Below are 21352 nucleotides of genomic sequence, written 5' to 3'. Positions count from 1 at the left end.
GTGGCCACCATAGCCAAACTGGTTGCGCTTGCGCGCAACGCGCCATGCCTGGCGCACCAAAAAAAACCCGGCAAAAAGCCGGGTCAAAAACCGTGATTAGCCTGATGAGGAGAGAGTCCAGGAGACCGACCTAAGGTCACTTGGACAATCGACTGATCTCGCGACCAGCTGCATGCAATAATAATCATTCTCGTTTACAAGTCAAATGTTTTTATTTGCTCGATTGGAAAATTCTTTCCCGTCCTCCCCGACAGTACCCTCGTCTTACCCGTTCTGATCGCCCTCCAGGGATCGATCCACCATTGCCTTGGCCATGTCGATCATGTGTACCGCCGAAAACGCCAGGTCGCGGTTTGCGCCGTGCAGATTGTTGGCTGATTCGTACGCGGTGGCGGCGGCACAACGCAACAGATCCGAAGCATGGACCAGTGCCTCTTCGCAGCTGATGTTGCGGTTCACGTCAAAGAAACGTACTTCGACTGCTTCCTCTGAAACAGCTGGTTTCAAGTAATAGTCCAACGCACGTTGCGCGGCGGCAGAGCCTTTGGGCGAGGTGAGGCTGGTGTCGATTTGCATGTCTGGCAGGTCGTTGCAGGGGATGGACATGGCGATGGCGAGCTCCGTGATAGATTCAGATCCGTGAACCAATCCTAGTACGTAATGTATTTATTACGAGAGTTTAAATACTACAATTTGTGTTTTGATGGTCGGAGTCCCCCACGTATCGTGCCGCACATGGATAAATGGATTGAATTGGTCAAGGCCAAGATGGGTGAACTCAAAGTCACTCAAGAGATACTCGCCGAACGTCTTGGGATGTCCCAGGGCGGCGTGGGTCACTGGCTGAATAAACGCCGTCAGCCGAGCATCGAAGACATGAACCGTGTCTTGCGGGCGCTCGGGATGGATTTTCTGGAAGTGGCGATGGTGATCCGGGAGCCTTTAGTCCAGCAGGACGACGAGATTTCCCTGACGCAAAAGTACAACCCCTATTTCCGCTACCCGGTCAGCGACTGGCGGGCGCCTGCCGAGGTGCGTGACGGTGAGCTGTCGGTGTACGGCAAGCCACGTTTCGAACTGACCGATTACCACGCCCAGGGCGCGGCATTCTGGCTGGTGGTGGTCGGCGATGCGATGACTGCTCCCAGCGGTATCAGCATCGCCGAGGGCATGATGGTCCTGGTGGACCCGGCCATTGTGCCGGAGCCTGGAAAACTGGTGATCGCCCAATGGCCCGACAGCGCCGAGGCGACCTTTCGCAAGCTGATCGAAGAGGGCGGGCAGCGTTACCTGGTCCCGCTCAATCCGACGTATCCGAAAGCCCTTTACACCGAGGAGTGCCGAATTATCGGCGTGGTGGTTCAGGCGACAGCCAGGTTCTAATCAGATCGGTCCTCGCAAGACGCAGGACCGATCTTCATTTCACGCTTCTTCCAATTCAACCAACGCACTGCCTTCACTGACCATCTCGCCTTCCTGGCAATACAGGGCTTTGATCACCCCGGCGTGTGGCGCACGAATGCTGTGCTCCATCTTCATCGCTTCCAGCACCACCAGTTGCGCCCCGGCTTCGACCGTTTGCCCGGCTTCCACCAGTACCCGCACGATGCTGCCATTCATGGGCGCGGTCAGTCCGCCCTGATGGCTGTGACTGGCCTCGACGGCGCTGATCGGGTCGTAGGACTCGATGCGGCGCAATTCACCTTCCCATTGCAGATACAGCACGTCGCCACGGCGGATTGCCCGATGTTGGCGGCGCAGGCCGTTGTGCTCGATCAACAGTTGCTCGCCCTTGAGATGTGCCGAGCAGGTGGCGCCCAACGTCAGCGCGCGGTCTTGTCCTTCGCAGCTCAAATGCAATGTGATTTCTTTCGGCAGTCCGGCGCGCAAACCATTGCTGTTGGCCCAAGGCGAGCTCGGGTCATCGGCACGCGAGGAACCTGGTTGGCTCTGGGCGAACGCCTGGGCGGCGGCTTGCCAGAACGCGTCACCGAGGTCCGAGGCAACGGGCAGCAGTTCTTCCTGATAACGCGGAATGAAGCCGGTATCCAGTTCGGCTGCAGCGAATGCCGAATGGCCGACGATCCGGCGCAGGAAGTTGATGTTGGTCTTGAGCCCGCCAATGGAAAACTCATCGAGCATGCTCAGCAGCCGCAGTCGCGCCTGTTCACGATCCTCGCCCCAGGCAATCAGTTTGCCGAGCATCGGGTCGTAGAACGGCGAGATTTCGTCGCCTTCTTCGACACCACTGTCCACCCGCCGTCCCGGACCTTGCGCGGATTCGCGATACAGCTCCAGACGCCCGGTAGCCGGCAGGAAATCATTGCCCGGGTCTTCGGCATATAAGCGCACTTCGATGGCATGGCCGATCAGCGGAACCTCGGCTTGAGTCATCGGCAGCACTTCACCGCGGGCCACACGAATCTGCCAGGCCACCAGGTCGAGGCCGGTGATGGCTTCGGTGACCGGGTGTTCGACCTGCAGGCGCGTGTTCATCTCCATAAAGAAAAACTCACCGCGAGAATCCAGGAGAAACTCCACGGTGCCAGCGCCGACATAACCGATGGCTTGCGCCGAACGCACGGCCGCTTCGCCCATGGCGCGACGCAGTTCCGGACTCAAGCCTGGAGCGGGGGCCTCTTCGACGACTTTCTGGTGCCGACGCTGAATCGAGCAGTCCCGTTCGTTGAGGTACAGGCAGTTGCCATGTTGGTCGGCGAACACCTGAATTTCCACGTGACGCGGTTTGAGCAGGTACTTCTCCACCAGCATTCGCGAATCGCCGAACGACGATTGCGCTTCACGCTGGGCCGAGGCCAGGGCTTCGGCCAATTGACTGACGTCCTCGACCACTTTCATGCCTTTGCCGCCACCCCCCGCAGTGGCCTTGAGCAGCACCGGATAACCGATGCGTGCGCACGCGTCGCGGAAGGTGTCGAGGTCCTGAGCCTCGCCGTGATAACCGGGCACCAGCGGCACGCCGGCGGTTTCCATCAAGGCTTTGGCGGCGGATTTGCTGCCCATCGCGTCAATGGCCGAGGCGGGCGGGCCGAGGAAGATCAGGCCCGCTTCTTCGATGGCGCGGGCGAACCCGGCGTTTTCGGAAAGAAAGCCATAACCCGGATGAATCGCCTGAGCGCCGCTGGCCTTGGCGGCGGCGATCAGTTTGTCGATTTGCAGGTAACTGTCAGCGGCTTTGCTGCCACCGAGGTCGACGCGGATATCCGCTTCGCGGCTGTGTCGGGCTTCACGGTCAGTGGCGCTGTGAACGGCCACGGTGGTCAGGCCCAAGGCCTTGGCGGTACGCATCACCCGGCAAGCGATTTCGCCGCGGTTGGCCACCAACAGGGTGGTGAGAACAGGTGCGCTCATCAACGCGACTCCTTGGTGGTGGTTGCGGCTTGCCAGTTCGGCGGGCGTTTTTGCAGAAAGGCCCGCAAGCCTTCCTGGCCTTCAGGACTGACGCGGATGCGGGCGATGGCGTTTTCGGTGTAGCGCCGCAGCGCCGGGGTCAGCGCGCCGTGGCCGACTTCACGCAGCAAGTCCTTGCTGGCACGCATGGCGGCCGGGCTGTTGAGCAGCAGGTTGTCGATCCAATGCTCGACTTTTTCCTCCAGCTCAGCGATCGGATAACTCTCCGACAACAAGCCGATTTCCCGCGCTCGTTGTCCGCCGAAACGCTCTGCGGTCAGCGCGTAGCGACGTGCCGCGCGCTCGCCGATGGCTTGCACCACGAACGGACTGATCACCGCCGGGGCGAGGCCGATGCGCACTTCCGACAGGCAGAACTGTGCGTCGTCGGCGCCGATGGCCATGTCGCAGCAACTGATCAGGCCCAGCGCGCCACCGAATGCAGCGCCTTGCACCACCGCCAGCGTCGGGACTTTGAGTTTGGCGAGGTTGTACATCAACTCCGCCAGTTCCCGGGCGTCGTCGAGATTGGTGTGGTAATCGAGTTCGGCCGACTGCTGCATCCAGGCCAGGTCTGCGCCGGCGCTGAAATGCTTGCCGCGTCCGCGCACCAGCAGAAACCGCAGGCTGGCGTCGCTTGACACCTTGTCCAGGGCGAGGATCAGTTCGCGAATCATTTCGGCGTTGAAGGCGTTGTTCTTTGCTTCACGGCTGAGCCACAGGGTGGCGAAGCCACGTGGGTCGGTCAGCAATTCGAGGGTGTTGAAGTCGCTCATATTTTGTCCGTCTCCACAACTCATGTGGGAGCGGGCTTGCTCGCGAAGGGTTCACCGCGGTTGTTCTGATGCACCGCGTTATCGTTCTTCGCGAGCAAGCCCGCTCCCACAGAAAATCACATCCGGAACACGCCGAAGCGGCTCGGTTCGATTGGCGCATTCAGCGACGCCGACAAGGCCAGGGCCAATACATCGCGGGTTTGCGCCGGGTCGATGACGCCGTCGTCCCACAGCCGTGCACTGGAGTAGTAGGGATGCCCCTGTTCTTCATATTGGTCGAGGATCGGTTGCTTGATCTCGGCTTCCTGCTCGGCACTGAAAGCGTGGCCACTGCGCTCGGCCTGCTCGCGTTTAACCTGCACCAAAACACCCGCGGCTTGCTCGGCGCCCATCACGCCGATCCGCGCATTCGGCCACATCCACAGGAAACGCGGATCGTAAGCCCGGCCGCACATGCCGTAGTTACCGGCGCCGAAGCTACCGCCGATGATCACGGTGAATTTCGGCACCTTGGCGCACGCCACGGCGGTCACCAGTTTGGCGCCGTGCTTGGCGATGCCGCCGGCCTCGTATTTCTGGCCAACCATGAAACCGGTGATGTTTTGCAGGAACAGCAGCGGAATGCCGCGCTGACAGGCCAGCTCGATAAAGTGCGCGCCTTTCTGCGCGGCTTCGGCGAACAGAATGCCGTTGTTGGCGAGAATCGCGATCGGGTAACCGTGCAAGTAGGCAAAACCGCACACCAGCGTCGTCCCGAACAGCGCCTTGAACTCGTCGAACACCGAACCGTCCACCAACCGCGCGATCACTTCGCGCACGTCGAACGGCTGCTTGGCGTCTGCTGAGACGACGCCATACAACTCGTCGCTGTTGTACAGCGGGGCGATCGGCGTACGTTGTTGCACTTCGCCGAGCTTGCGCCAGTTGAGGTTGGCGATGCTGCGCCGCGCAATGGCCAAGGCGTGTTCGTCGCTCTCGGCGTAATGGTCGGCCACCCCGGAAATCTTGCAGTGCACATCGGCCCCGCCGAGGTCTTCGGCGCTGACCACTTCACCGGTCGCGGCTTTCACCAGCGGTGGGCCGGCGAGAAAAATGGTGGCCTGTTCGCGCACCATGATCGCTTCGTCGGCCATGGCCGGCACGTACGCGCCACCGGCGGTGCAGGAGCCCATGACCACCGCGATTTGCGGAATGCCCATGGCGCTCATGTTGGCCTGGTTGAAGAAAATCCGTCCGAAGTGCTCGCGGTCCGGGAACACTTCATCCTGACGCGGCAGGTTGGCGCCGCCGGAGTCCACCAGGTAGATGCACGGCAAGCGGTTCTGCTGAGCGATGGTCTGCGCGCGCAGGTGTTTTTTCACGGTCAGCGGGTAATACGAACCGCCTTTCACGGTGGCATCATTGGCGACGATCATGCATTCGACGCCTTCGACACGGCCGATCCCGGCAATCACGCCAGCGGCCGGGACGTCTTCGCCATACACCTGATAGGCCGCCAATTGGCTGATCTCGAGAAACGGCGAACCCGGATCGAGCAAGCGATTGATCCGCTCACGGGGCAGCAGTTTGCCCCGCGAGGTGTGGCGTTCTTGAGCCTTCGGGCCGCCACCTTGCTGCACTTGCGCGAGCAGGGTGTGCAGGGCGTCGACCTGTTTGAGCATCGCCGCGCTGTTGGCCGCGAACTCCGCCGAACGGGGGTTGAGCTGGGTATGCAAAATAGCCATGGACAGCTCCGTTTAGCGGGTTTCGTTGAACAGTTCGCGACCGATCAGCATGCGACGGATCTCACTGGTGCCGGCGCCGATTTCGTACAGCTTGGCGTCACGCAACAGACGACCAGCCGGGAATTCGTTGATGTAGCCGTTGCCACCGAGAATCTGGATCGCGTCGAGGGCCATTTGTGTGGCGCGCTCGGCGCTGTAGAGGATTACGCCGGCAGCGTCCTTGCGCGTGGTTTCGCCGCGCTCGCACGCCTGGGCCACCGCATAGAGGTAGGCGCGGCTGGCGTTGAGTTGGGTGTACATGTCGGCGACCTTGCCCTGGATCAGCTGGAATTCGCCGATGCTTTGGCCGAACTGCTTGCGGTCGTGGATGTACGGCACGATGAGGTCCATGCAGGCCTGCATGATCCCGGTCGGGCCGCCGGACAGCACAACGCGTTCGTAGTCGAGGCCGCTCATCAGCACCTTCACGCCGCCGTTGAGCACGCCGAGGATGTTTTCTTCCGGCACTTCCACGTCATCGAAGAACAGCTCGCAGGTGTTGGAACCGCGCATGCCGAGCTTGTCGAATTTGTTGCTGCGGCTGAAGCCTTTGGAATCACGTTCAACGATGAACGCGGTGATGCCGTGGGGGCCTTTTTCCAGGTCGGTCTTGGCGTAGATCACGTAGGTGTTGGCATCAGGACCGTTGGTGATCCAGGTTTTGCTGCCGTTGAGGACGTAGTGATCGCCGCGTTTGTCGGCGCGCAGTTTCATCGACACCACGTCGGAACCGGCATTCGGTTCGCTCATGGCCAGGGCTCCAATGTACTCGCCGCTGATCAGCTTCGGCAGGTATTTGGTTTTCTGTTCGTGATTGCCGTTGCGGTTGATCTGGTTGACACAGAGGTTGGAGTGCGCGCCGTAGGACAGCGCGACTGAGGCCGAACCGCGGCTGATTTCCTCCATGATCACCACGTGGGCCAGGTAACCCAGGCCAGCGCCGCCATACTCTTCCGGCACGGTGACACCCAGCAGGCCCATGTCGCCGAATTTACGCCACAGGTCGGCGGGGAACAGGTTGTCGATGTCGATCTGAGCGGCGCGTGGTGCGATCTCTTTGGCGACGAAGGACTGAACCTGATCGCGCAGCATGTCGATGGTTTCACCGAGGGCAAAGTTCAGGGATGGGTAGCTCATGGGTCACCTTTTGGCTTTTTTGTAGGGTAGGGAGGGCAGTGATTTGGCTCTCACCTTTACGTTAACGTAAGCCTGTGGCGAATGGCTGTCAATCACCCTTTACGTTAACGTCAGCTTGAGCGAGAGTAGAGCCAATTCTGAATGATCGGGGCTGGTCATAAGCCTCGTTCCAACAACCCACTAATAAAGACAATAGGGGTCGTCATGGAATCCAGTGCAAGCCCGCAACGCAGCTATACCCGTGGTGCCCAGGACAAAGCCTTGCTGGCGATGACCATCGGCCAGGCATTCGATAACACCGTCGCGCAGTATCCGACCGGGGAGGCGCTGGTCGTGCGTCATCAACAGTTGCGCTACACCTGGCAGCAACTGGCCGAAGCCGTGGACCTGCATGCCAAAGCGCTGTTGGCGCTGGGTTTGCAGACCGGTGATCGCCTGGGTATCTGGGCACCGAACTGCGCCCAGTGGTGTATCAGCCAGTTCGCCAGCGCGAAAATCGGCGTGATTCTGGTCAACATCAACCCGGCCTATCGCAGTTCCGAACTCGAATACGTGTTGAAGCAGTCCGGCTGCCAATGGCTGGTCTGCGCAGGCGCCTTCAAAACCTCCGACTATCACGGGATGCTGCAAGGCCTCGTTCCCGAGCTGGCTGAGCAATCCATCGGAAGGTTGCAGAGCGAACGACTGCCGCAGCTGCGTGGTGTCATCAGCCTTGATGCTCAGCCGCCATCGGGTTTCCTGCCATGGTCGCAATTAGCCGATCTCGCGGGGAGCGTGTCGACAGAGCAGTTGAGCGAGCGTCAGGACAGTCTGCATTTCGACCAGGCGGTGAACATCCAGTACACCTCCGGCACCACCGGTTTTCCGAAGGGCGCGACCCTCAGTCACTACAACATTCTCAACAACGGTTACATGGTCGCCGAAAGCCTCGGGTTGACCGCGAGTGACCGTCTGATCATCCCGGTGCCGTTGTATCACTGCTTTGGCATGGTCATGGGCAACCTCGGTTGCATGACGCACGGCAGCACCATGATTTACCCCAACGATGCGTTCGATCCGCTGCTGACCCTGACCACTGTCGCCGAAGAAAAGGCCACCGCACTCTACGGCGTGCCGACCATGTTTATCGCCATGCTCGATCAGCCCAAACGCGCCGAATTCGATCTGTCGAGCCTGCGCACCGGGATCATGGCCGGGGCGACCTGTCCGATCGAGGTGATGCGCCGAGTCATCAGTGACATGCACATGAGCGAAGTGCAGATTGCCTACGGCATGACGGAAACAAGTCCGGTGTCGTTGCAGACCGGTCCGTCAGACGAACTGGAGTTGCGCGTCACCACCGTCGGCCGCACCCAGCCGCAACTGGAAAGCAAAATCATCGACGAGGCGGGCAACCTGGTGCCGCGCGGCACGATCGGTGAACTGTGCACGCGCGGTTACAGCGTGATGCTCGGTTACTGGAACAACCCGCAAGGCACCGCAGAAGCCATCGACCAGGCAGGCTGGATGCACACCGGTGATCTGGCGAGCATGAACGACGAAGGCTATGTGTGCATTGCCGGACGTAACAAGGACATGATCATCCGCGGCGGTGAGAACATTTACCCGCGGGAGCTGGAAGAGTTCTTCTTTACTCACCCGTCGGTAGCCGATGTGCAGGTGATCGGGATTCCGTGCTCGCGATATGGCGAAGAGATTGTCGCCTGGATCAAATTCCATCCGGGCCACAGCGCCACCGAGCAGGAGCTGCAAACCTGGTGTAAGGAACGCATCGCGCACTTCAAGACACCGCGTTACTTTAAGTTCGTCGAAGAGTTTCCGATGACGGTGACAGGGAAGATTCAGAAGTTTCGGATGCGCGAGATCAGTATCGAGGAGCTCAAAGCGATACCGTAGGAGCTGCCGAAGGCTGCGATCTTTTGAGCTTGACCCTCCGTGTCAGGCTACCTGTCGCCCTTGTTGATTGACTCATTCATTCAAGAGGGCGAAGGTATTTAGCAATGCCCAAACGTTATGACGACAACTTCAAAGACTGGGTTGTCCTGCAGATGATGCCGCCCCTTAATCGCTCGGTGGCAGAGCTCGCGATTGCGCTCAAACTCACGCCACAGTCACTGCGTAACTGGAGACAAATGGCTAGAGATAAAGGTCTGATCGTGCCCGGGAACGGAAAGACCAGTGATCAATGGTCCAGCGCCGACAAATTCAATGCCGTCATGGAAACCGCACCGTTGAGCGAGGTGGAGATCTCTCAATATTGCCGAATAAAGGGCATTTATCCGGAGCAAATCCAGCAATGGCGCGAAGCCTGCCAAAACGCCAACACCTTGGCTGATCTGAAGCCCAGCGCAGAGAAAACTGCCGAGCAACGACGGATCAAAGAGCTGGAGCGTCAGTTGATCCGATCAGACGCTGGTCGGGCCGAAGCGGAGGCTTTGCTGGAACTCAGAAAAAAAGCCAATGCGATTTGGGGCAAGGACAAGGAAGACTGATCAGCGCCTCTGATCGGTATGCGATCCATGAAGCACACCTACCGTCAGATGCGCTGCCCGTTTACCGTGGCATTTCCGGTGAGCAGTTCCACGGCAGCAATGCTTCATAGTCGGTTACTGACTGCGCATGCGGCAGACGCTCCAGTACGTGGCGCAGCCACGTATAGGGCTCCTGGCCGTTGACCTTGGCGGTCTCGACCAAGCTGTAGATCTGGGCACTGGCGGTGGCGCCTTTGGGCGTGTCGCTGAACAGCCAAGCCTTGCGCCCAATGACAAACGGCTTTATTGCGCGCTCTGCCGGGTTGTTGTCGATCGGTAAAAAACCGGCTTCCACGTAGCGTTCCAGCCGGCTCCAGTTGCTGGCCAGGTAGTTCACTGCCTTGCCCAGCACACTTTGAGGGGTGACCTGAGGCTGCGTTTTTTCCAGCCAGCCTTTCAACTGGGCCAGGATCGGCAGGCTCTTTTCCTGACGGCCAATAAAACGCTGCTCATCACTGGCATCCTTGAGTTCACGCTCGATGCCGTACAGCTTGTTGATCATCGTCAGCGCGATATCGGCACGTCCCGTCTTGCCCTTGGGCTGCACTTTTTGCGCATCGACGAACTTGCGCCGTGCATGGGCCATGCACGCCAGCCGCTCCACACCCGGTTGCAACGCCAATGCGTTATAACCCGCGTAATCATCAGTCATCACGTAGCCGCGATAACTTTCCAGCAGGCGCAACGGCACGTCCTGCGCACGGCTGGACGTGTAGTCGAACAGCACGACTTTTCGGTCTGGCGGCCCGCTGGCCTGCACCCACATCCAGGATTGGCTGGTAGGGTCGCGATCCGGTTCCTTAAGTACCTGGACGCGGGTTTCATCACAGTGGATGACCGGGCTTTCCAGCAATCGGTCGCGCAATAAATTCAGCAACGGTTGTAAGTGCTCCCCGCACTGGATAACCCAGCGAGCGAGAGTCTGACGCGGGATATCGATACCGTGTCGGCTCAGCACCGTTTCGAAACGATGCAGCGGTAAGCCATCGACATACTTGGTGGTCAGCAGCATCGCCAGTACGCTCGGACTGGCCATGCTCTTTTCGATCAACTGAGCAGGTTTATCAGCAGTCACCGGAGCCGTTTCACAACCACGGCAGCCGTAGACTTTGCGGATGTGTTTGATCACTCGGATCTGCATCGGCACGATGTCCAGCTGTTCGCTGGTTTCTTCACTGATCACATGCTTGCGGCAACCGCAGGCACAGGTCAGTTCATGTTCTGGCAGTTCGTGGATGACTTCGATGCGCGGCAGATCAGCCGACAGTGGCTTGCGTTTGCCACGACGTGGCGTCGGAGCAACCACTTCTTCGTCAGCGTCGCCGATTGAAGGCATCGGCTCGCTTTCGGGCTCGTTGAATAACGCGAGTTGAGGCGTGTTGGGTTCAACGGTCTGCTCGGATTTACGTCCGAATAAACGGTCGCGCAGCAACTTGATCTGTTCTTTTAGATCGACGATATGAGTCTGGTATGCCTCAGCCGTTGCCTGCTGACGGCTGAGTGCCTCAAGCAACATTTGCTTGAGCAGAATAGGGTCATCAGGGAGGTCTTCGGGCATCAAATTCATGCCCGGATTATACCCGTCAAGCGACGAATCTTGGCGTTAAAACCTTGTGAGGACGGTTGCGCCAGAGATCAAATCCATCCAGTAGCCAGTTCAGTTCCTGAACGGTCAGCACGATAGCCTCGTCCACCTCATCAGGTGAAATTTTAAAACGCTCGGACTCCAGGCGCTTGAGCCAAAGGCAGAAGCCGTTGCGCTCCCAGTACAACACTTTGACGCGGTTACGGTGGCGATTCAGGAAAACAAAGAGCACGGGGTCAAACACCGCGACCTTGATATCCAGTTCGACCAGCGCAGCCAGGCCATCGATGGACTTTCGAAAGTCTACCGGCTTTGGATAGAGGTACACTTTTTCAACGCTGGCATTGGGACGCATCATGGTGATGGGCTCCTCATGGAAATCGGGAGCACAGCATCAGCCGTCAGCTATCTGCTTGGAATGTGGGGTTCATGGATCCCTTACTCTGATCGCACGCAAGCCATGAAGTTGATTACTGAAGCGGTCTTGGGTGGGGCTCGCCGATATCGAGCATGTGATGAGCTGGGACTGAGCCTGCGCACAGTTCAACGTTGGCGACACACCGACGGCGACGGGCGCCTGCTAGCTCAGCGGACAGCACCGTCAAATAAACTCAGCGAGGCAGAACGCCAAGCAGTGCTTGATGCCGCTAATCAGGCTGGCTACGCCAGCCTCACACCCCACCAGATCGTGCCCAAACTGGCAGATGAAGGTATTTATCTGGCTTCGGAATCGACCTTTTATCGCGTATTAAAAGCCGCCAATCAAAACGTTCGCCGTGGTCGGGTCAAAGCCCCGAAACGCAGAGTGCTGACGACACATCGTGCTGAGGGCCCCAATCAGGTTTGGTGCTGGGATATCACCTGGTTGCCGAGCACAGTTAAGGGCCGTTTTTTCTACTGGTATATGGTCAAGGACATCTACAGCCGTAAATTGGTAGCCAATGAAGTGCATGAAGTGGAGTGCGCCGAGCATGCATGTGAGCTGCTTGAAAAGGGCTGTCTACGAGAGCAAACGGCGGGACGTCCTTTGGTGCTGCACTCGGACAACGGCCACGTCATGAGAGGCTCTTTATTACGCGAAAGCATGGTTGCTCTGGGCGTCGAGCCTTCATTTAGCCGCCCGCGAGTAAGCAACGACAATGCCTACGCCGAAGCACTTTTTCGTACGGCAAAGTACTGCCCGCTCTGGCCGGACCAACCGTTTGATACGCTCACTGAAGCAAGGCTTTGGGTGCAAAAATTTATCGAGTGGTACAACGAAGACCACCGTCACAGTGCCTTGAAATACGTGACGCCGAACGAGCGCCACGAAGGCAAGGCAACGGCTCTATTACAAGCCAGAGCAGCACTGTATGAAGACGCCAGGGAAGCTAATCCGAGCCGCTGGAGTACCAGAACGCGCAACTGGAAATTGGCAGATGCGGTGTATTTGAACCCCGAACGCCCTGATGTTAAGGCCGCGATGGCATAGCAGCAGGAGTACCAAGGCGACAGGTACCTTGACACGTACCGTTGACGCAAAAAGGGTCAGATCAAAAGATCGCAGGCTGCGCCAGCTCCTACAAGACTGCGATATTTTGGGAAAACCCAAACGCCAGAAAGCACAAAGGGGAGCCGAAGCTCCCCTTTAATTTTGTCGTTGCGCGTGCTCTTTTTTTATTATTGAGGGGCGGTCTGTTTTTGTTTTTAGAAACCGTGACCCTTTACCGCTGTTTTTGTCGATCCCCATCCGGGATCAAGAGCAAACGTATTTTTTTGAGCGCTGATCTACTTTTTCGCTAAGCGATCCAACCAGTTCGGGAGCTACCTGAAGGTAGTTTTATTGTTCTCTGCCCGGTTGCGGGTTACTCCGAAAAGCACCCTGAAAAGCACATCCTCTCCAAAAAAATCTGTTAGCTGCGTCTCTGCCGTGTTGTTTTTGTTATGTCAGAGTCGTTACGTTTTATTTTTATTAGGTTTGCCGCTTTTTTTGTTCTTGTTATGTCATAGAGATAGCAGAAGCCGTGCCAACTTTTAAAAAGTCTTTAAAATCAACTGCTTGAGATTTTGTAGGATTTTTCATGCAGTCAAAGCACGACAATTTGTTTCCGTGTTACTCGCTTTCGCCCACGTTCCAGCCGTTGCGGTAACACCCCGACACCTCACTGTGCGCTGCGAGCCTTGGCCACGCGCGAACCGGTCGGACGTCCCAGCACCGTGCAAATTTGCTGGCCGGCCAGAATCAAGGCGTCCAGGTCAATCCCGGTTTCGATACCCAGGCCGTTGAGCAGGTAAACCACGTCTTCGGTGGCAACGTTACCGCTGGCGCCTTTGGCATACGGGCAGCCGCCGAGGCCGGCGATGGAACTGTCGAACACCGAGATGCCTTCCAGCAGACTGGCGTAGATGTTGGCCATGGCTTGGCCATAAGTGTCGTGGAAATGCCCGGCGAGTTTTTCACGGGGTACGTCGGCCGACACCACGTCGAACATCTTGCGGGTTGCGCCAGCGGTCCCTGTGCCGATGGTGTCGCCCAGGGAAACTTCATAGCAGCCCATCGCATAGAGCTCGCGAGCGACCCGAGCGACTTGCGCAGGATCGACGTTACCTTCGTAAGGGCAGCCCAGCACACAGGACACGTAACCGCGCACGCTGACACCGTGTTGCCTGGCGGCGTCCATGATCGGAACGAAGCGCTCCAGGCTTTCGCTGATCGAGCAATTGATGTTGCGCTGGGAAAACGCTTCCGACGCGGCGGCGAACACCGCGACTTCCTTGACCCCGGCGGCAATGGCGTCTTCAAACCCGCGCAGATTGGGGGCGAGTGCACCATAGGTCACGCCAGGCTTGCGCTTGATTTGCGCGAAGACCTCAGCAGAGCCGGCCATCTGCGGTACCCATTTAGGCGAGACGAAACTGCCGACTTCTATATAGCCGAGACCGGCGGCGGTCAGCGCGTCGACCAGTTGCACCTTGTCGGCAACGCTGATGGGTTGGGCTTCGTTTTGCAGACCGTCGCGTGGGCCGACTTCGACCAGGCGTACGTGAGAGGGTAAGGACATGGGATGCGACCTGTGCTGATTGTCTGAATGCTCAGAGAACCCTGTGGGAGCGAGCTTGCTCGCGATAGCGTCAGGTCAGGCGACATCCTTGTTGAATGTGCTACCGCCATCGCGAGCAAGCTCGCTCCCACAGGGGATTGTGTTGACCTACTGAACCGTCTGCTGGCTCTTGATGGTCTGTTCCAGCGCCTGGGTGCAACGCTCCTGCGCGGTGTCCAGTTCCAGCTTCATCTGCTCGATGTCGAGCATCTGCTGCTCCAGCTGTTCGCGGCGTTCGGCGATTTTGCTCAGCATGGTTTGCAGCTGTTTCTGATTGCCGCCCGTGGGGTCATAGAGTTCGATCAGCTCGCGGCATTCGGCCAGGGAGAAACCAATGCGCTTGCCCCGCAGGATCAGCTTCAGGCTGACCTTGTCACGGGGCGTGTAGATGCGTTCCTGACCGCGTCGCTCGGGGCTGAGCAGGCCTTGCTCTTCATAAAAGCGGATGGCCCGGGTGGTGATGTCGAGCTCGCGGGCGAGGTCGGAGATGCTATAGGTCTGATTGCTCATGGACGCGCTCGAAAAAAGGTCATGGCGCTAAGCTAATGTCAGGTTGACGTTTACGTCAAGCATCGCGCCCTGATCCTTCGTCTATCAGGTGTTTCCTACACCTTGTCGAGCTTCTTCTCATGCGCGGTCACCTGCTGGCACAACTCGATCATTTGCTCGCGCATCCAGCGGTTGGCCGGGTCCTGATCAGTGCTTTCGTGCCAATAAAGGTGGGTTTCCACCGGCGGCACGTCGTTGACCGGCAGGTTCACCGAGTACAGGTCATGGCGACGGGCGAAGCGTTCCGGCACGGTCATGACCATGTCGGTCTGTTGCAGCACTTGGGACGCCATCAGGTAGTGCTGGGAACGCAGGGCGATCTTGCGCTGAATGCCCATTTTGCCCAAGGCCAGGTCGACGTGGCCCAGACCACTGCGGCGGCTGGAAATATGGATGTGGGTCAGCGACAGGTAATCATCGAGGGTGAATTTCTCTTTGCTCGCCAGCGGATGGCCTTTGCGCATGGCGCATACGTATCGGTCTTCCATCAACTTGACGTGGCGCACTTGCGGGTCAGTGTTGAGCGGCGCATCGACGGCGAAATCGAGACGCCCGGCCGCCAGTTCCTTGGTGGTTTCGCGGCGCTTGGACAGAAAGCTTTCGATGATCACCGTCGGCGCCAGGCGCCGCAGGCGCTGGAACAGTGGCGGCAGGATCACCGCTTCGGTGAGGTCGGTCATGCTGATGCGGTAAGTCTTGACCGCCTGCAACGGATTGAAAATACGGCTTTCCTGCACCGACACCCGCAGTAAGGAGAGGGCGTTACGCACCGGCCCGATAATGTTCTGGGCCATCGGTGTCGGGACCATGCCCTGAGCCGTGCGCACGAACAACGGGTCATTGAAAGTCTCGCGCAGACGGGCCAGAGCGTTCGAGACCGCCGGTTGAGTAATGCCGACAATCTGCCCGGCGCGGGTCAGGTTGGCTTCGGTGTAGATCGCGTCGAAGACGATGAAAAGGTTGAGGTCGACCTTGCTCAGATTCATTGCGCTGCACTCTTATTGTTGGGCTCTCGATCAGCCGATCATATATCGGTGATGAATGTTAATACACGCCGAGAATAGGCTAGGTAAATTTTCGTAGCTGTTCTAGCATCGATTGCATGACCTGAACAACTCATCAAAACCCTCCGTTAAAAGGTAGAGCTGCCCATGGATTTCGCTTATTCGCCCAAGGTCCAAGAACTGCGTGAGCGCGTGACCGCGTTCATGGACACCTACGTTTATCCCGCCGAAGCGGTGTTCGAGCGCCAGGTCGCCGAGGGCGATCGCTGGCAGCCGACCGCAATCATGGAGGAGCTCAAACTCAAGGCCAAGGCTGAAGGCCTGTGGAATTTGTTTCTCCCTGAGTCCGAACTTGGCGCCGGCCTGACCAACCTCGAATACGCGCCGTTGGCAGAAATCATGGGCCGCTCACTGCTGGGGCCCGAGCCGTTCAACTGCTCGGCGCCAGACACGGGCAACATGGAAGTGTTGGTGCGCTACGCCAACGAAGAACAGAAGCAACGCTGGCTCGAACCGCTGCTGCGCGGCGAGATTCGCTCGGCGTTCGCCATGACTGAACCGGACGTGGCCTCGTCCGACGCCACCAACATGGCCGCCCGCGCCGTGCGTGATGGCGACGAATGGGTGATCAACGGCAAAAAATGGTGGACCTCAGGCGCCTGCGATCCACGCTGCAAGATTCTGATCTTCATGGGCCTGAGCGATCCTGACGCGCCGCGTCATGCGCAGCACTCGATGATTCTGGTACCGGTGGATGCACCGGGCGTGAAGATCGTTCGTCCGCTGCCCGTGTTTGGTTACGACGACGCACCTCACGGCCACGCCGAAGTGCTGTTCGAAAACGTCCGGGTACCGTACGAAAACGTCCTGTTGGGCGAAGGACGCGGCTTCGAAATCGCTCAGGGTCGCCTTGGCCCAGGACGGATTCACCACTGCATGCGTTCGATCGGCATGGCCGAGCGCGCGCTGGAACTGATGTGCAAACGTTCTGTGAGCCGTACTGCGTTCGGTAAGCCCCTGGCGCGTCTGGGCGGCAACATCGACAAGATCGCCGACTCGCGGATGGAGATCGACATGGCGCGCCTGCTGACGTTGAAAGCGGCGTACATGATGGACACCGTCGGCAACAAGGTGGCGAAGAGCGAAATCGCTCAGATCAAGGTTGTCGCACCGAACGTGGCCTTGCGGGTTATCGACCGGGCGATCCAGATCCATGGCGGGGCAGGGGTTTCCAACGATTTCCCGCTGGCCTACATGTACGCGATGCAACGCACCCTGCGCCTGGCCGACGGCCCGGACGAAGTGCACCGCGCGGCGATCGGCAAGTTCGAGATCGGCAAATACGTGCCTAAAGAGATGATGCGCAGCAGTCACTGACACCGCGACGTATATATCGCGAGCCTGGATCAGGCTCGCGATGGCGTTGAAGCTGCATCAATCAACAGAAGGCAACCCGTAGAATGCTCGCGCACACGCCGTGCTGTGAGCGGCCAGATCTTCCTCGCTCTCCCCACGATGCAACGCCACTTCACGTAACACTTCGGTCAGATACGCCGGTTCGTTGCGACCATTCTTCGGCTTGGGGCGCAAGCTGCGCGGCAACAGATACGGCGCATCGCTCTCCAGCATTAGCCGCCCCCGCTTGATCTCTTTTACCAGCGGATGCAGATGCGTGCCCCGGCGCTCGTCGCAGATCCAGCCGGTGATGCCGATGTGTAAATCCAGATCAAGGTAGCTGAACAGCGCCTTCTTTTCGCCGGTGAAACAATGCACCACGGCGGCCGGCAATTGATCACGGTAATCACGCAGGATTTCCAGCAAGCGCTGACTGGCGTCGCGCTCGTGGAGGAACACCGGCAATTGCAGCTCGACCGCCATCGCCAGATGCTCTTCGAGGACTTTTTCCTGCTGCGGGCGCGGCGAGAAATCACGATTGAAATCCAGCCCGCATTCACCCACCGCGACGACGTTCGGTTCCTTGAGCAAACTGCGCAGACGCTGGGCGCTGTCGGCGTTCCAGTCGCTGGCGCAGTGGGGGTGAATGCCGGCGGTGGCGAACAGCCGTTGAGCCGTTTCGTCCAGTTGTTGGCACAGCTCCAGAGCCTGCTCGCTGCCCTCGACACTGGTGCCGGTGAGCACCAATTGGCAGATCCCGGCAGCGTAGGCGCGGTCGAGTACAGCCTGGTGTTTGTCGGCAAAACTGGGGTTGGTCAGGTTGACGCCGATATCGATGAGTTGCATGGTGCTACCTCGGACCAAAGGCCGGAAAGCATATCAGAGCTGTAGATTTATAAGAAAAGCCAAGAACTACAATGAGTTGTAGCTGTCTCTTGATGCCGCGAGACAGGTCAGGGTGGCTAAGGTGCCATCACTGTGCCAGTCTTTCGCACGTTGCCAGCGCTCAAGGCGCTCTGTTTCTGTCGTTCGATTTCATGAAAATTCTTGAGATCGGCCCAGTATTCTTTCTGGAGAGTGGATGACACGTCCCTCGGTTTTGCTACTGCTGTGTTGTTCGTTGCTGCTGCCGATGCCGGCGGTCGCGCGTCTGGCCGGGCCGCTGCAAGCCGTGCCTTCGACCAAAGTGCGCGACTTGGCGGAAATCCGCAGCAGTCGTGTGCTTCGGGTGCTGGTCAACCAGAGCCGTAACAGCTCCGGCGAAGTCCAGGGCCAGGCCATCGGTGTTGAATACCACCGTTTGCGCGCCTTCGAACAATACCTCAACGGTCACGCCCGTGACGGTCAGGAAATTACCCTCAAGATCATTCCCAAAGCCAAGGATCAACTGATCGGCGCTTTGCAGCGCGGCGAGGGTGATCTTGTCGCACCGGGAGAACTGCTCGACCTGCAACCGGGCCACGCGGTCAGCACCAGTGCACCGATTGCCAGCAACATCCCGTTGGTCCTGGTGGGGATCAAAGGCGAGCGACGTTACACCCGTCTCGAACAACTTTCCGGCAAAACCCTGGCGTTGCCGACCGGCAGTGCCGCCGGGGACGCGGTCAGTCAGATCAATCAAAAGCTCGCGCTGCACAAGCTGGCACCGGTGAAAATCGAATGGGTCGATCCCAGTCTGGCGGTCGAGGACGTGCTGGAAATGGTTCAGGGCGGCATCTTTCACCTGACGATCGTCGAACAACCCATTGCCGAGCGCTGGGGCAAGATCCTGCCCAAATTGCGTTTCGATCGGCAGCTGCTCATCAGTGAACCGGGCGAAGAGTTCTGGTTCGTGCGCCGCGACGCCTCAATGTTACGGGCGAGCATTAATCGCTTCTTGCCCGGTTACAAAAAGCCATCGAATCAGGACGCGGCGTTCCTGCGGATCTATCGACGCCTGTATCAAGTGCACTATCCATTGGCCAAGGCTGATCGGCAGCGCCTCGAGAAACTTCGACCGGTGCTGCAGAAGCACGCCGAAGCCCAGGGCATGGACTGGCTGAACCTGGCGGCACTGGCGTTCAAGGAATCGGCCCTGCAACCCAATGCCCGCAGTGGCAGCGGCCCTACCGGCCTGATGCAGATCACCCCGTCCGCAGCTCAGCGGGTGGGGGTCAACAATATTCAGAATCTCGACGCCAATGTGCAGGCCGGGGCCAAGTACTTGGCGATGATCCGCCGCAAGTTCTTTGCCAGCCCCAAACTCAACGAACGCGAGCGCATGGCGTTCGTGCTGGCGGCCTACAACATGGGGCCGGAGCGGGTGCAGGGCATGCGTGCCGAGGCTCGTCGGCGCGGTTTGAATCCCAACCAGTGGTTCTTCCAGGTCGAGCGCATTGCCATGGAGCAGGTGGGAATGGGGGCTGTCAGCTATGTTAATAGCGTGAACAAGTATTATCTGGCGTTCGATCGGGAGCGTGAGTCGTTGGAGCCCGAGGGACAGAAAGTTGCCTCCCGTAAATGATCGATCAAACTGATTGTTATGGCGCATTTATTGCGCTTTTAACATGAGATTTACTGATTAATATAGCGGCCAACCAACACACACTGACAATGGATGACACAGCATGAGCTCACTGATCAACAAGGTACTGTTTACCCGCGCTGGCTACGGCCTGACCGTTCTGCGGATCTTCGTCGGCATCATCTTCGCTGCCCACGGCTCGCAGAAACTTTTCGGGGCATTCGGTGGTTACGGCTTGGCCGGAACCGCGCAGTACATGGAGAGCATTGGTCTGGCGCCGGGCTACCTGATGGCGATGCTGGCGGGTGGCACCGAGTTCTTCGGTGGTCTGGCCCTGATCATCGGTCTGCTGGCCCGCCCGGCAGCACTGGGTCTGACCTTCCTATCGCTGGTCGCCATTTTTACAGTGCACATCAGCAACGGTCTGTTCATGGCCAACAACGGTTATGAATTCGCCCTGGCCCTGCTCGGCGGCAGCATCGCGGTGCTGATCGAAGGCGCCGGCAACCTCTCGGCTGACCGCGCCATCGCAGGCTAACCGCTCTGGCTCAACGAAAAGGCTCGCATCGCGCGAGCCTTTTTTGTTGTGCGTCATTCTTGACACTGTCCGGTCAGCTTCTCTAGGATGCTGCTCATGCGCCGATTTAAACAGCTACTTGCGGGGCGCCAGGTGACTCATTCAGTTGCCGATAGAAGCTTGAAACAGGCTTCGAAATACCGCTAAAGCGCTGGTTCGGTGTTGCCTCTCACCTGCCATGCAGACTTTTGAGGCCGAGACACGACACGATGAATGCATTAAACCCCGTTGTACGCCCCGCGCCGATCACGGCACATCTCACCCAGCGCAATCCAAAAATCCTGCTTGGCGGCAAACATCAGCCGACACTCTTGCGTTATCTCGATGGCTGGCCACGTCGCACCGGTGGGCCTGCCGCCTTCCTGATCCAGTTTGTCGAAGACGGTGAATCGCTGGCTCGATTTGCCAGCGACAGTTTCGATTTGGCGGTGATTCAATCGCCCAGCCTCGAGGACGCCCCCGAAGTGATCAAACAACTGACTCGCGTTGCCCGACAGGGGCTGATTACCCGCCGCTGAAGCTTGGAACGCTGCGGCTCAAAGATAGTCGATCGCCACGATATACACGCACTGCTCGCCGGTCGGTGTCTGCACCCGAACTTCCGCATCCAGCGCCTTGCCGATCAAGGCGCGAGCCAGCGGTGAGTCGATACTGATCAAGCCTAGTTTCAGGTCCAGTTCATCCGGCCCGACGATGCGATAGCGCGACTCTTTGCCGTCCTCGTCTTCGATCGTCACCCAGGCACCGAAGTAAACCTTGTTCGGATCGCTGGGTTTCTCACTGACGACCTTGAGCGCTTCCAGCCGTTTAGTGAGAAAGCGCACGCGGCTGTCGATCTCGCGCAGCATCTTTTTGCCATAGGTGTATTCGGCGTTTTCCGAGCGATCGCCCTGCGCCGCGGCCTCGCTGACCGACTGTGTGACCTGCGGCCGCCGAACATGCCAGAGCTCATGAAACTCGGCCCGCATCCGCGCTTCACCTTCGGGGGTGATCAGCGCGGTGCCAGCGGTGCGGGGAGGGCGATAACGGCTCATGGCAACT

20 protein-coding genes are annotated in these 21352 nt (G+C 58.7%); 8 read left to right on the top strand and 12 right to left on the bottom strand.

The window, feature by feature from the left end; all coding sequences use genetic code 11:
• Window positions 1-264: 264 nt before the first annotated feature.
• Complete coding sequence (locus ACYZTX_RS21085) at window positions 265-606, bottom strand: DUF6124 family protein (RefSeq protein WP_462035690.1); 342 nt, start codon at window positions 604-606, stop codon at window positions 265-267.
• Between the two features lie 129 nt (window positions 607-735).
• Here ACYZTX_RS21085 and ACYZTX_RS21080 point away from each other — a divergent pair, with 129 nt between their 5' ends.
• Window positions 736-1383, top strand: a complete 648-nt coding sequence (locus ACYZTX_RS21080; RefSeq protein ID WP_462035689.1) for a LexA family protein — start codon at window positions 736-738, stop codon at window positions 1381-1383.
• Window positions 1384-1422: 39 nt separating this feature from the next.
• On the opposite strand, the gene ACYZTX_RS21075 is transcribed toward ACYZTX_RS21080, so the two are convergent.
• From ACYZTX_RS21075 to ACYZTX_RS21060, 4 genes are all read right to left on the bottom strand, one after another.
• Window positions 1423-3372, bottom strand: coding sequence for an acetyl/propionyl/methylcrotonyl-CoA carboxylase subunit alpha (locus ACYZTX_RS21075; protein WP_462035688.1), 1950 nt, complete (start codon window positions 3370-3372; stop codon window positions 1423-1425).
• The gene (locus ACYZTX_RS21070; RefSeq protein WP_462035687.1) at window positions 3372-4187 is read right to left on the bottom strand and encodes a gamma-carboxygeranoyl-CoA hydratase; all 816 of its coding nucleotides are present in this window, start codon (window positions 4185-4187) and stop codon (window positions 3372-3374) included. The genes ACYZTX_RS21075 and ACYZTX_RS21070 overlap by 1 nt, the downstream gene beginning before the upstream one ends.
• A gap of 116 nt (window positions 4188-4303) precedes the next feature.
• Window positions 4304-5911, bottom strand: a complete 1608-nt coding sequence (locus tag ACYZTX_RS21065) for a carboxyl transferase domain-containing protein (RefSeq protein WP_462035686.1) — start codon at window positions 5909-5911, stop codon at window positions 4304-4306.
• A 12-nt stretch (window positions 5912-5923) separates the two neighbouring features.
• On the bottom strand, window positions 5924-7087 hold the full coding sequence (locus tag ACYZTX_RS21060; protein ID WP_462035685.1) for an isovaleryl-CoA dehydrogenase: 1164 nt from the start codon (window positions 7085-7087) through the stop codon (window positions 5924-5926).
• 204 nt (window positions 7088-7291) lie between these two features.
• Between ACYZTX_RS21060 and ACYZTX_RS21055 the strand changes: the two genes are divergently transcribed.
• Together ACYZTX_RS21055 and ACYZTX_RS21050 are read left to right on the top strand one after the other, a co-directional pair.
• Window positions 7292-8983, top strand: coding sequence for an AMP-binding protein (locus ACYZTX_RS21055; protein ID WP_462035684.1), 1692 nt, complete (start codon window positions 7292-7294; stop codon window positions 8981-8983).
• 104 nt (window positions 8984-9087) lie between these two features.
• Window positions 9088-9579 carry a transposase gene (locus tag ACYZTX_RS21050; protein WP_462035683.1) on the top strand — a complete coding sequence of 164 codons (492 nt, stop codon included), beginning with the start codon at window positions 9088-9090 and terminating at the stop codon, window positions 9577-9579.
• Between the two features lie 61 nt (window positions 9580-9640).
• Here the strand turns inward: ACYZTX_RS21050 and tnpC are convergent, their stop codons facing one another.
• The gene (tnpC, locus tag ACYZTX_RS21045; RefSeq protein ID WP_462032479.1) at window positions 9641-11185 is read right to left on the bottom strand and encodes an IS66 family transposase; all 1545 of its coding nucleotides are present in this window, start codon (window positions 11183-11185) and stop codon (window positions 9641-9643) included.
• A 16-nt stretch (window positions 11186-11201) separates the two neighbouring features.
• On the bottom strand, window positions 11202-11561 hold the full coding sequence (gene tnpB / locus ACYZTX_RS21040; RefSeq protein WP_252117532.1) for an IS66 family insertion sequence element accessory protein TnpB: 360 nt from the start codon (window positions 11559-11561) through the stop codon (window positions 11202-11204).
• A gap of 15 nt (window positions 11562-11576) precedes the next feature.
• On the opposite strand from tnpB, the gene ACYZTX_RS21035 reads away from it, so the two are divergent.
• Window positions 11577-12674 (top strand): IS3 family transposase, encoded by a 1098-nt coding sequence (locus ACYZTX_RS21035; RefSeq protein ID WP_462035682.1) that lies wholly within the window; start codon window positions 11577-11579, stop codon window positions 12672-12674.
• Between the two features lie 670 nt (window positions 12675-13344).
• Here ACYZTX_RS21035 and ACYZTX_RS21030 read toward each other — a convergent pair.
• From ACYZTX_RS21030 to ACYZTX_RS21020, 3 genes are all read right to left on the bottom strand, one after another.
• Window positions 13345-14244, bottom strand: coding sequence for a hydroxymethylglutaryl-CoA lyase (locus ACYZTX_RS21030; protein ID WP_462035681.1), 900 nt, complete (start codon window positions 14242-14244; stop codon window positions 13345-13347).
• Window positions 14245-14391: 147 nt separating this feature from the next.
• Window positions 14392-14793, bottom strand: a complete 402-nt coding sequence (locus ACYZTX_RS21025; RefSeq protein WP_462035680.1) for a MerR family transcriptional regulator — start codon at window positions 14791-14793, stop codon at window positions 14392-14394.
• Between the two features lie 95 nt (window positions 14794-14888).
• Entirely contained in the window at window positions 14889-15818 is a 930-nt protein-coding gene (locus tag ACYZTX_RS21020; RefSeq protein WP_462035679.1) for a LysR family transcriptional regulator, read from the bottom strand.
• Between the two features lie 165 nt (window positions 15819-15983).
• Here ACYZTX_RS21020 and ACYZTX_RS21015 point away from each other — a divergent pair, with 165 nt between their 5' ends.
• Complete coding sequence (locus tag ACYZTX_RS21015) at window positions 15984-17213, top strand: acyl-CoA dehydrogenase (protein WP_449645415.1); 1230 nt, start codon at window positions 15984-15986, stop codon at window positions 17211-17213.
• 57 nt (window positions 17214-17270) lie between these two features.
• Here the strand turns inward: ACYZTX_RS21015 and ACYZTX_RS21010 are convergent, their stop codons facing one another.
• On the bottom strand, window positions 17271-18077 hold the full coding sequence (locus ACYZTX_RS21010) for a TatD family hydrolase (protein WP_282376516.1): 807 nt from the start codon (window positions 18075-18077) through the stop codon (window positions 17271-17273).
• Window positions 18078-18312: 235 nt separating this feature from the next.
• Between ACYZTX_RS21010 and ACYZTX_RS21005 the strand changes: the two genes are divergently transcribed.
• From ACYZTX_RS21005 to ACYZTX_RS20995, 3 genes are all read left to right on the top strand, one after another.
• Entirely contained in the window at window positions 18313-19734 is a 1422-nt protein-coding gene (locus tag ACYZTX_RS21005; RefSeq protein ID WP_462035678.1) for an MltF family protein, read from the top strand.
• 103 nt (window positions 19735-19837) lie between these two features.
• On the top strand, window positions 19838-20272 hold the full coding sequence (locus tag ACYZTX_RS21000) for a DoxX family protein (RefSeq protein ID WP_462035677.1): 435 nt from the start codon (window positions 19838-19840) through the stop codon (window positions 20270-20272).
• A 248-nt stretch (window positions 20273-20520) separates the two neighbouring features.
• Entirely contained in the window at window positions 20521-20829 is a 309-nt protein-coding gene (locus ACYZTX_RS20995) for a hypothetical protein (RefSeq protein ID WP_084319875.1), read from the top strand.
• Between the two features lie 18 nt (window positions 20830-20847).
• Here the strand turns inward: ACYZTX_RS20995 and greB are convergent, their stop codons facing one another.
• The gene (gene greB / locus ACYZTX_RS20990) at window positions 20848-21345 is read right to left on the bottom strand and encodes a transcription elongation factor GreB (RefSeq protein ID WP_129436988.1); all 498 of its coding nucleotides are present in this window, start codon (window positions 21343-21345) and stop codon (window positions 20848-20850) included.
• Window positions 21346-21352 lie beyond the last annotated feature (7 nt).

It is taken from the genome of Pseudomonas sp. MDT1-17 (assembly GCF_054898105.1).
Note: the sequence above shows the minus strand (reverse complement) of the source record. Positions and strands in the feature narration are given on the sequence as shown.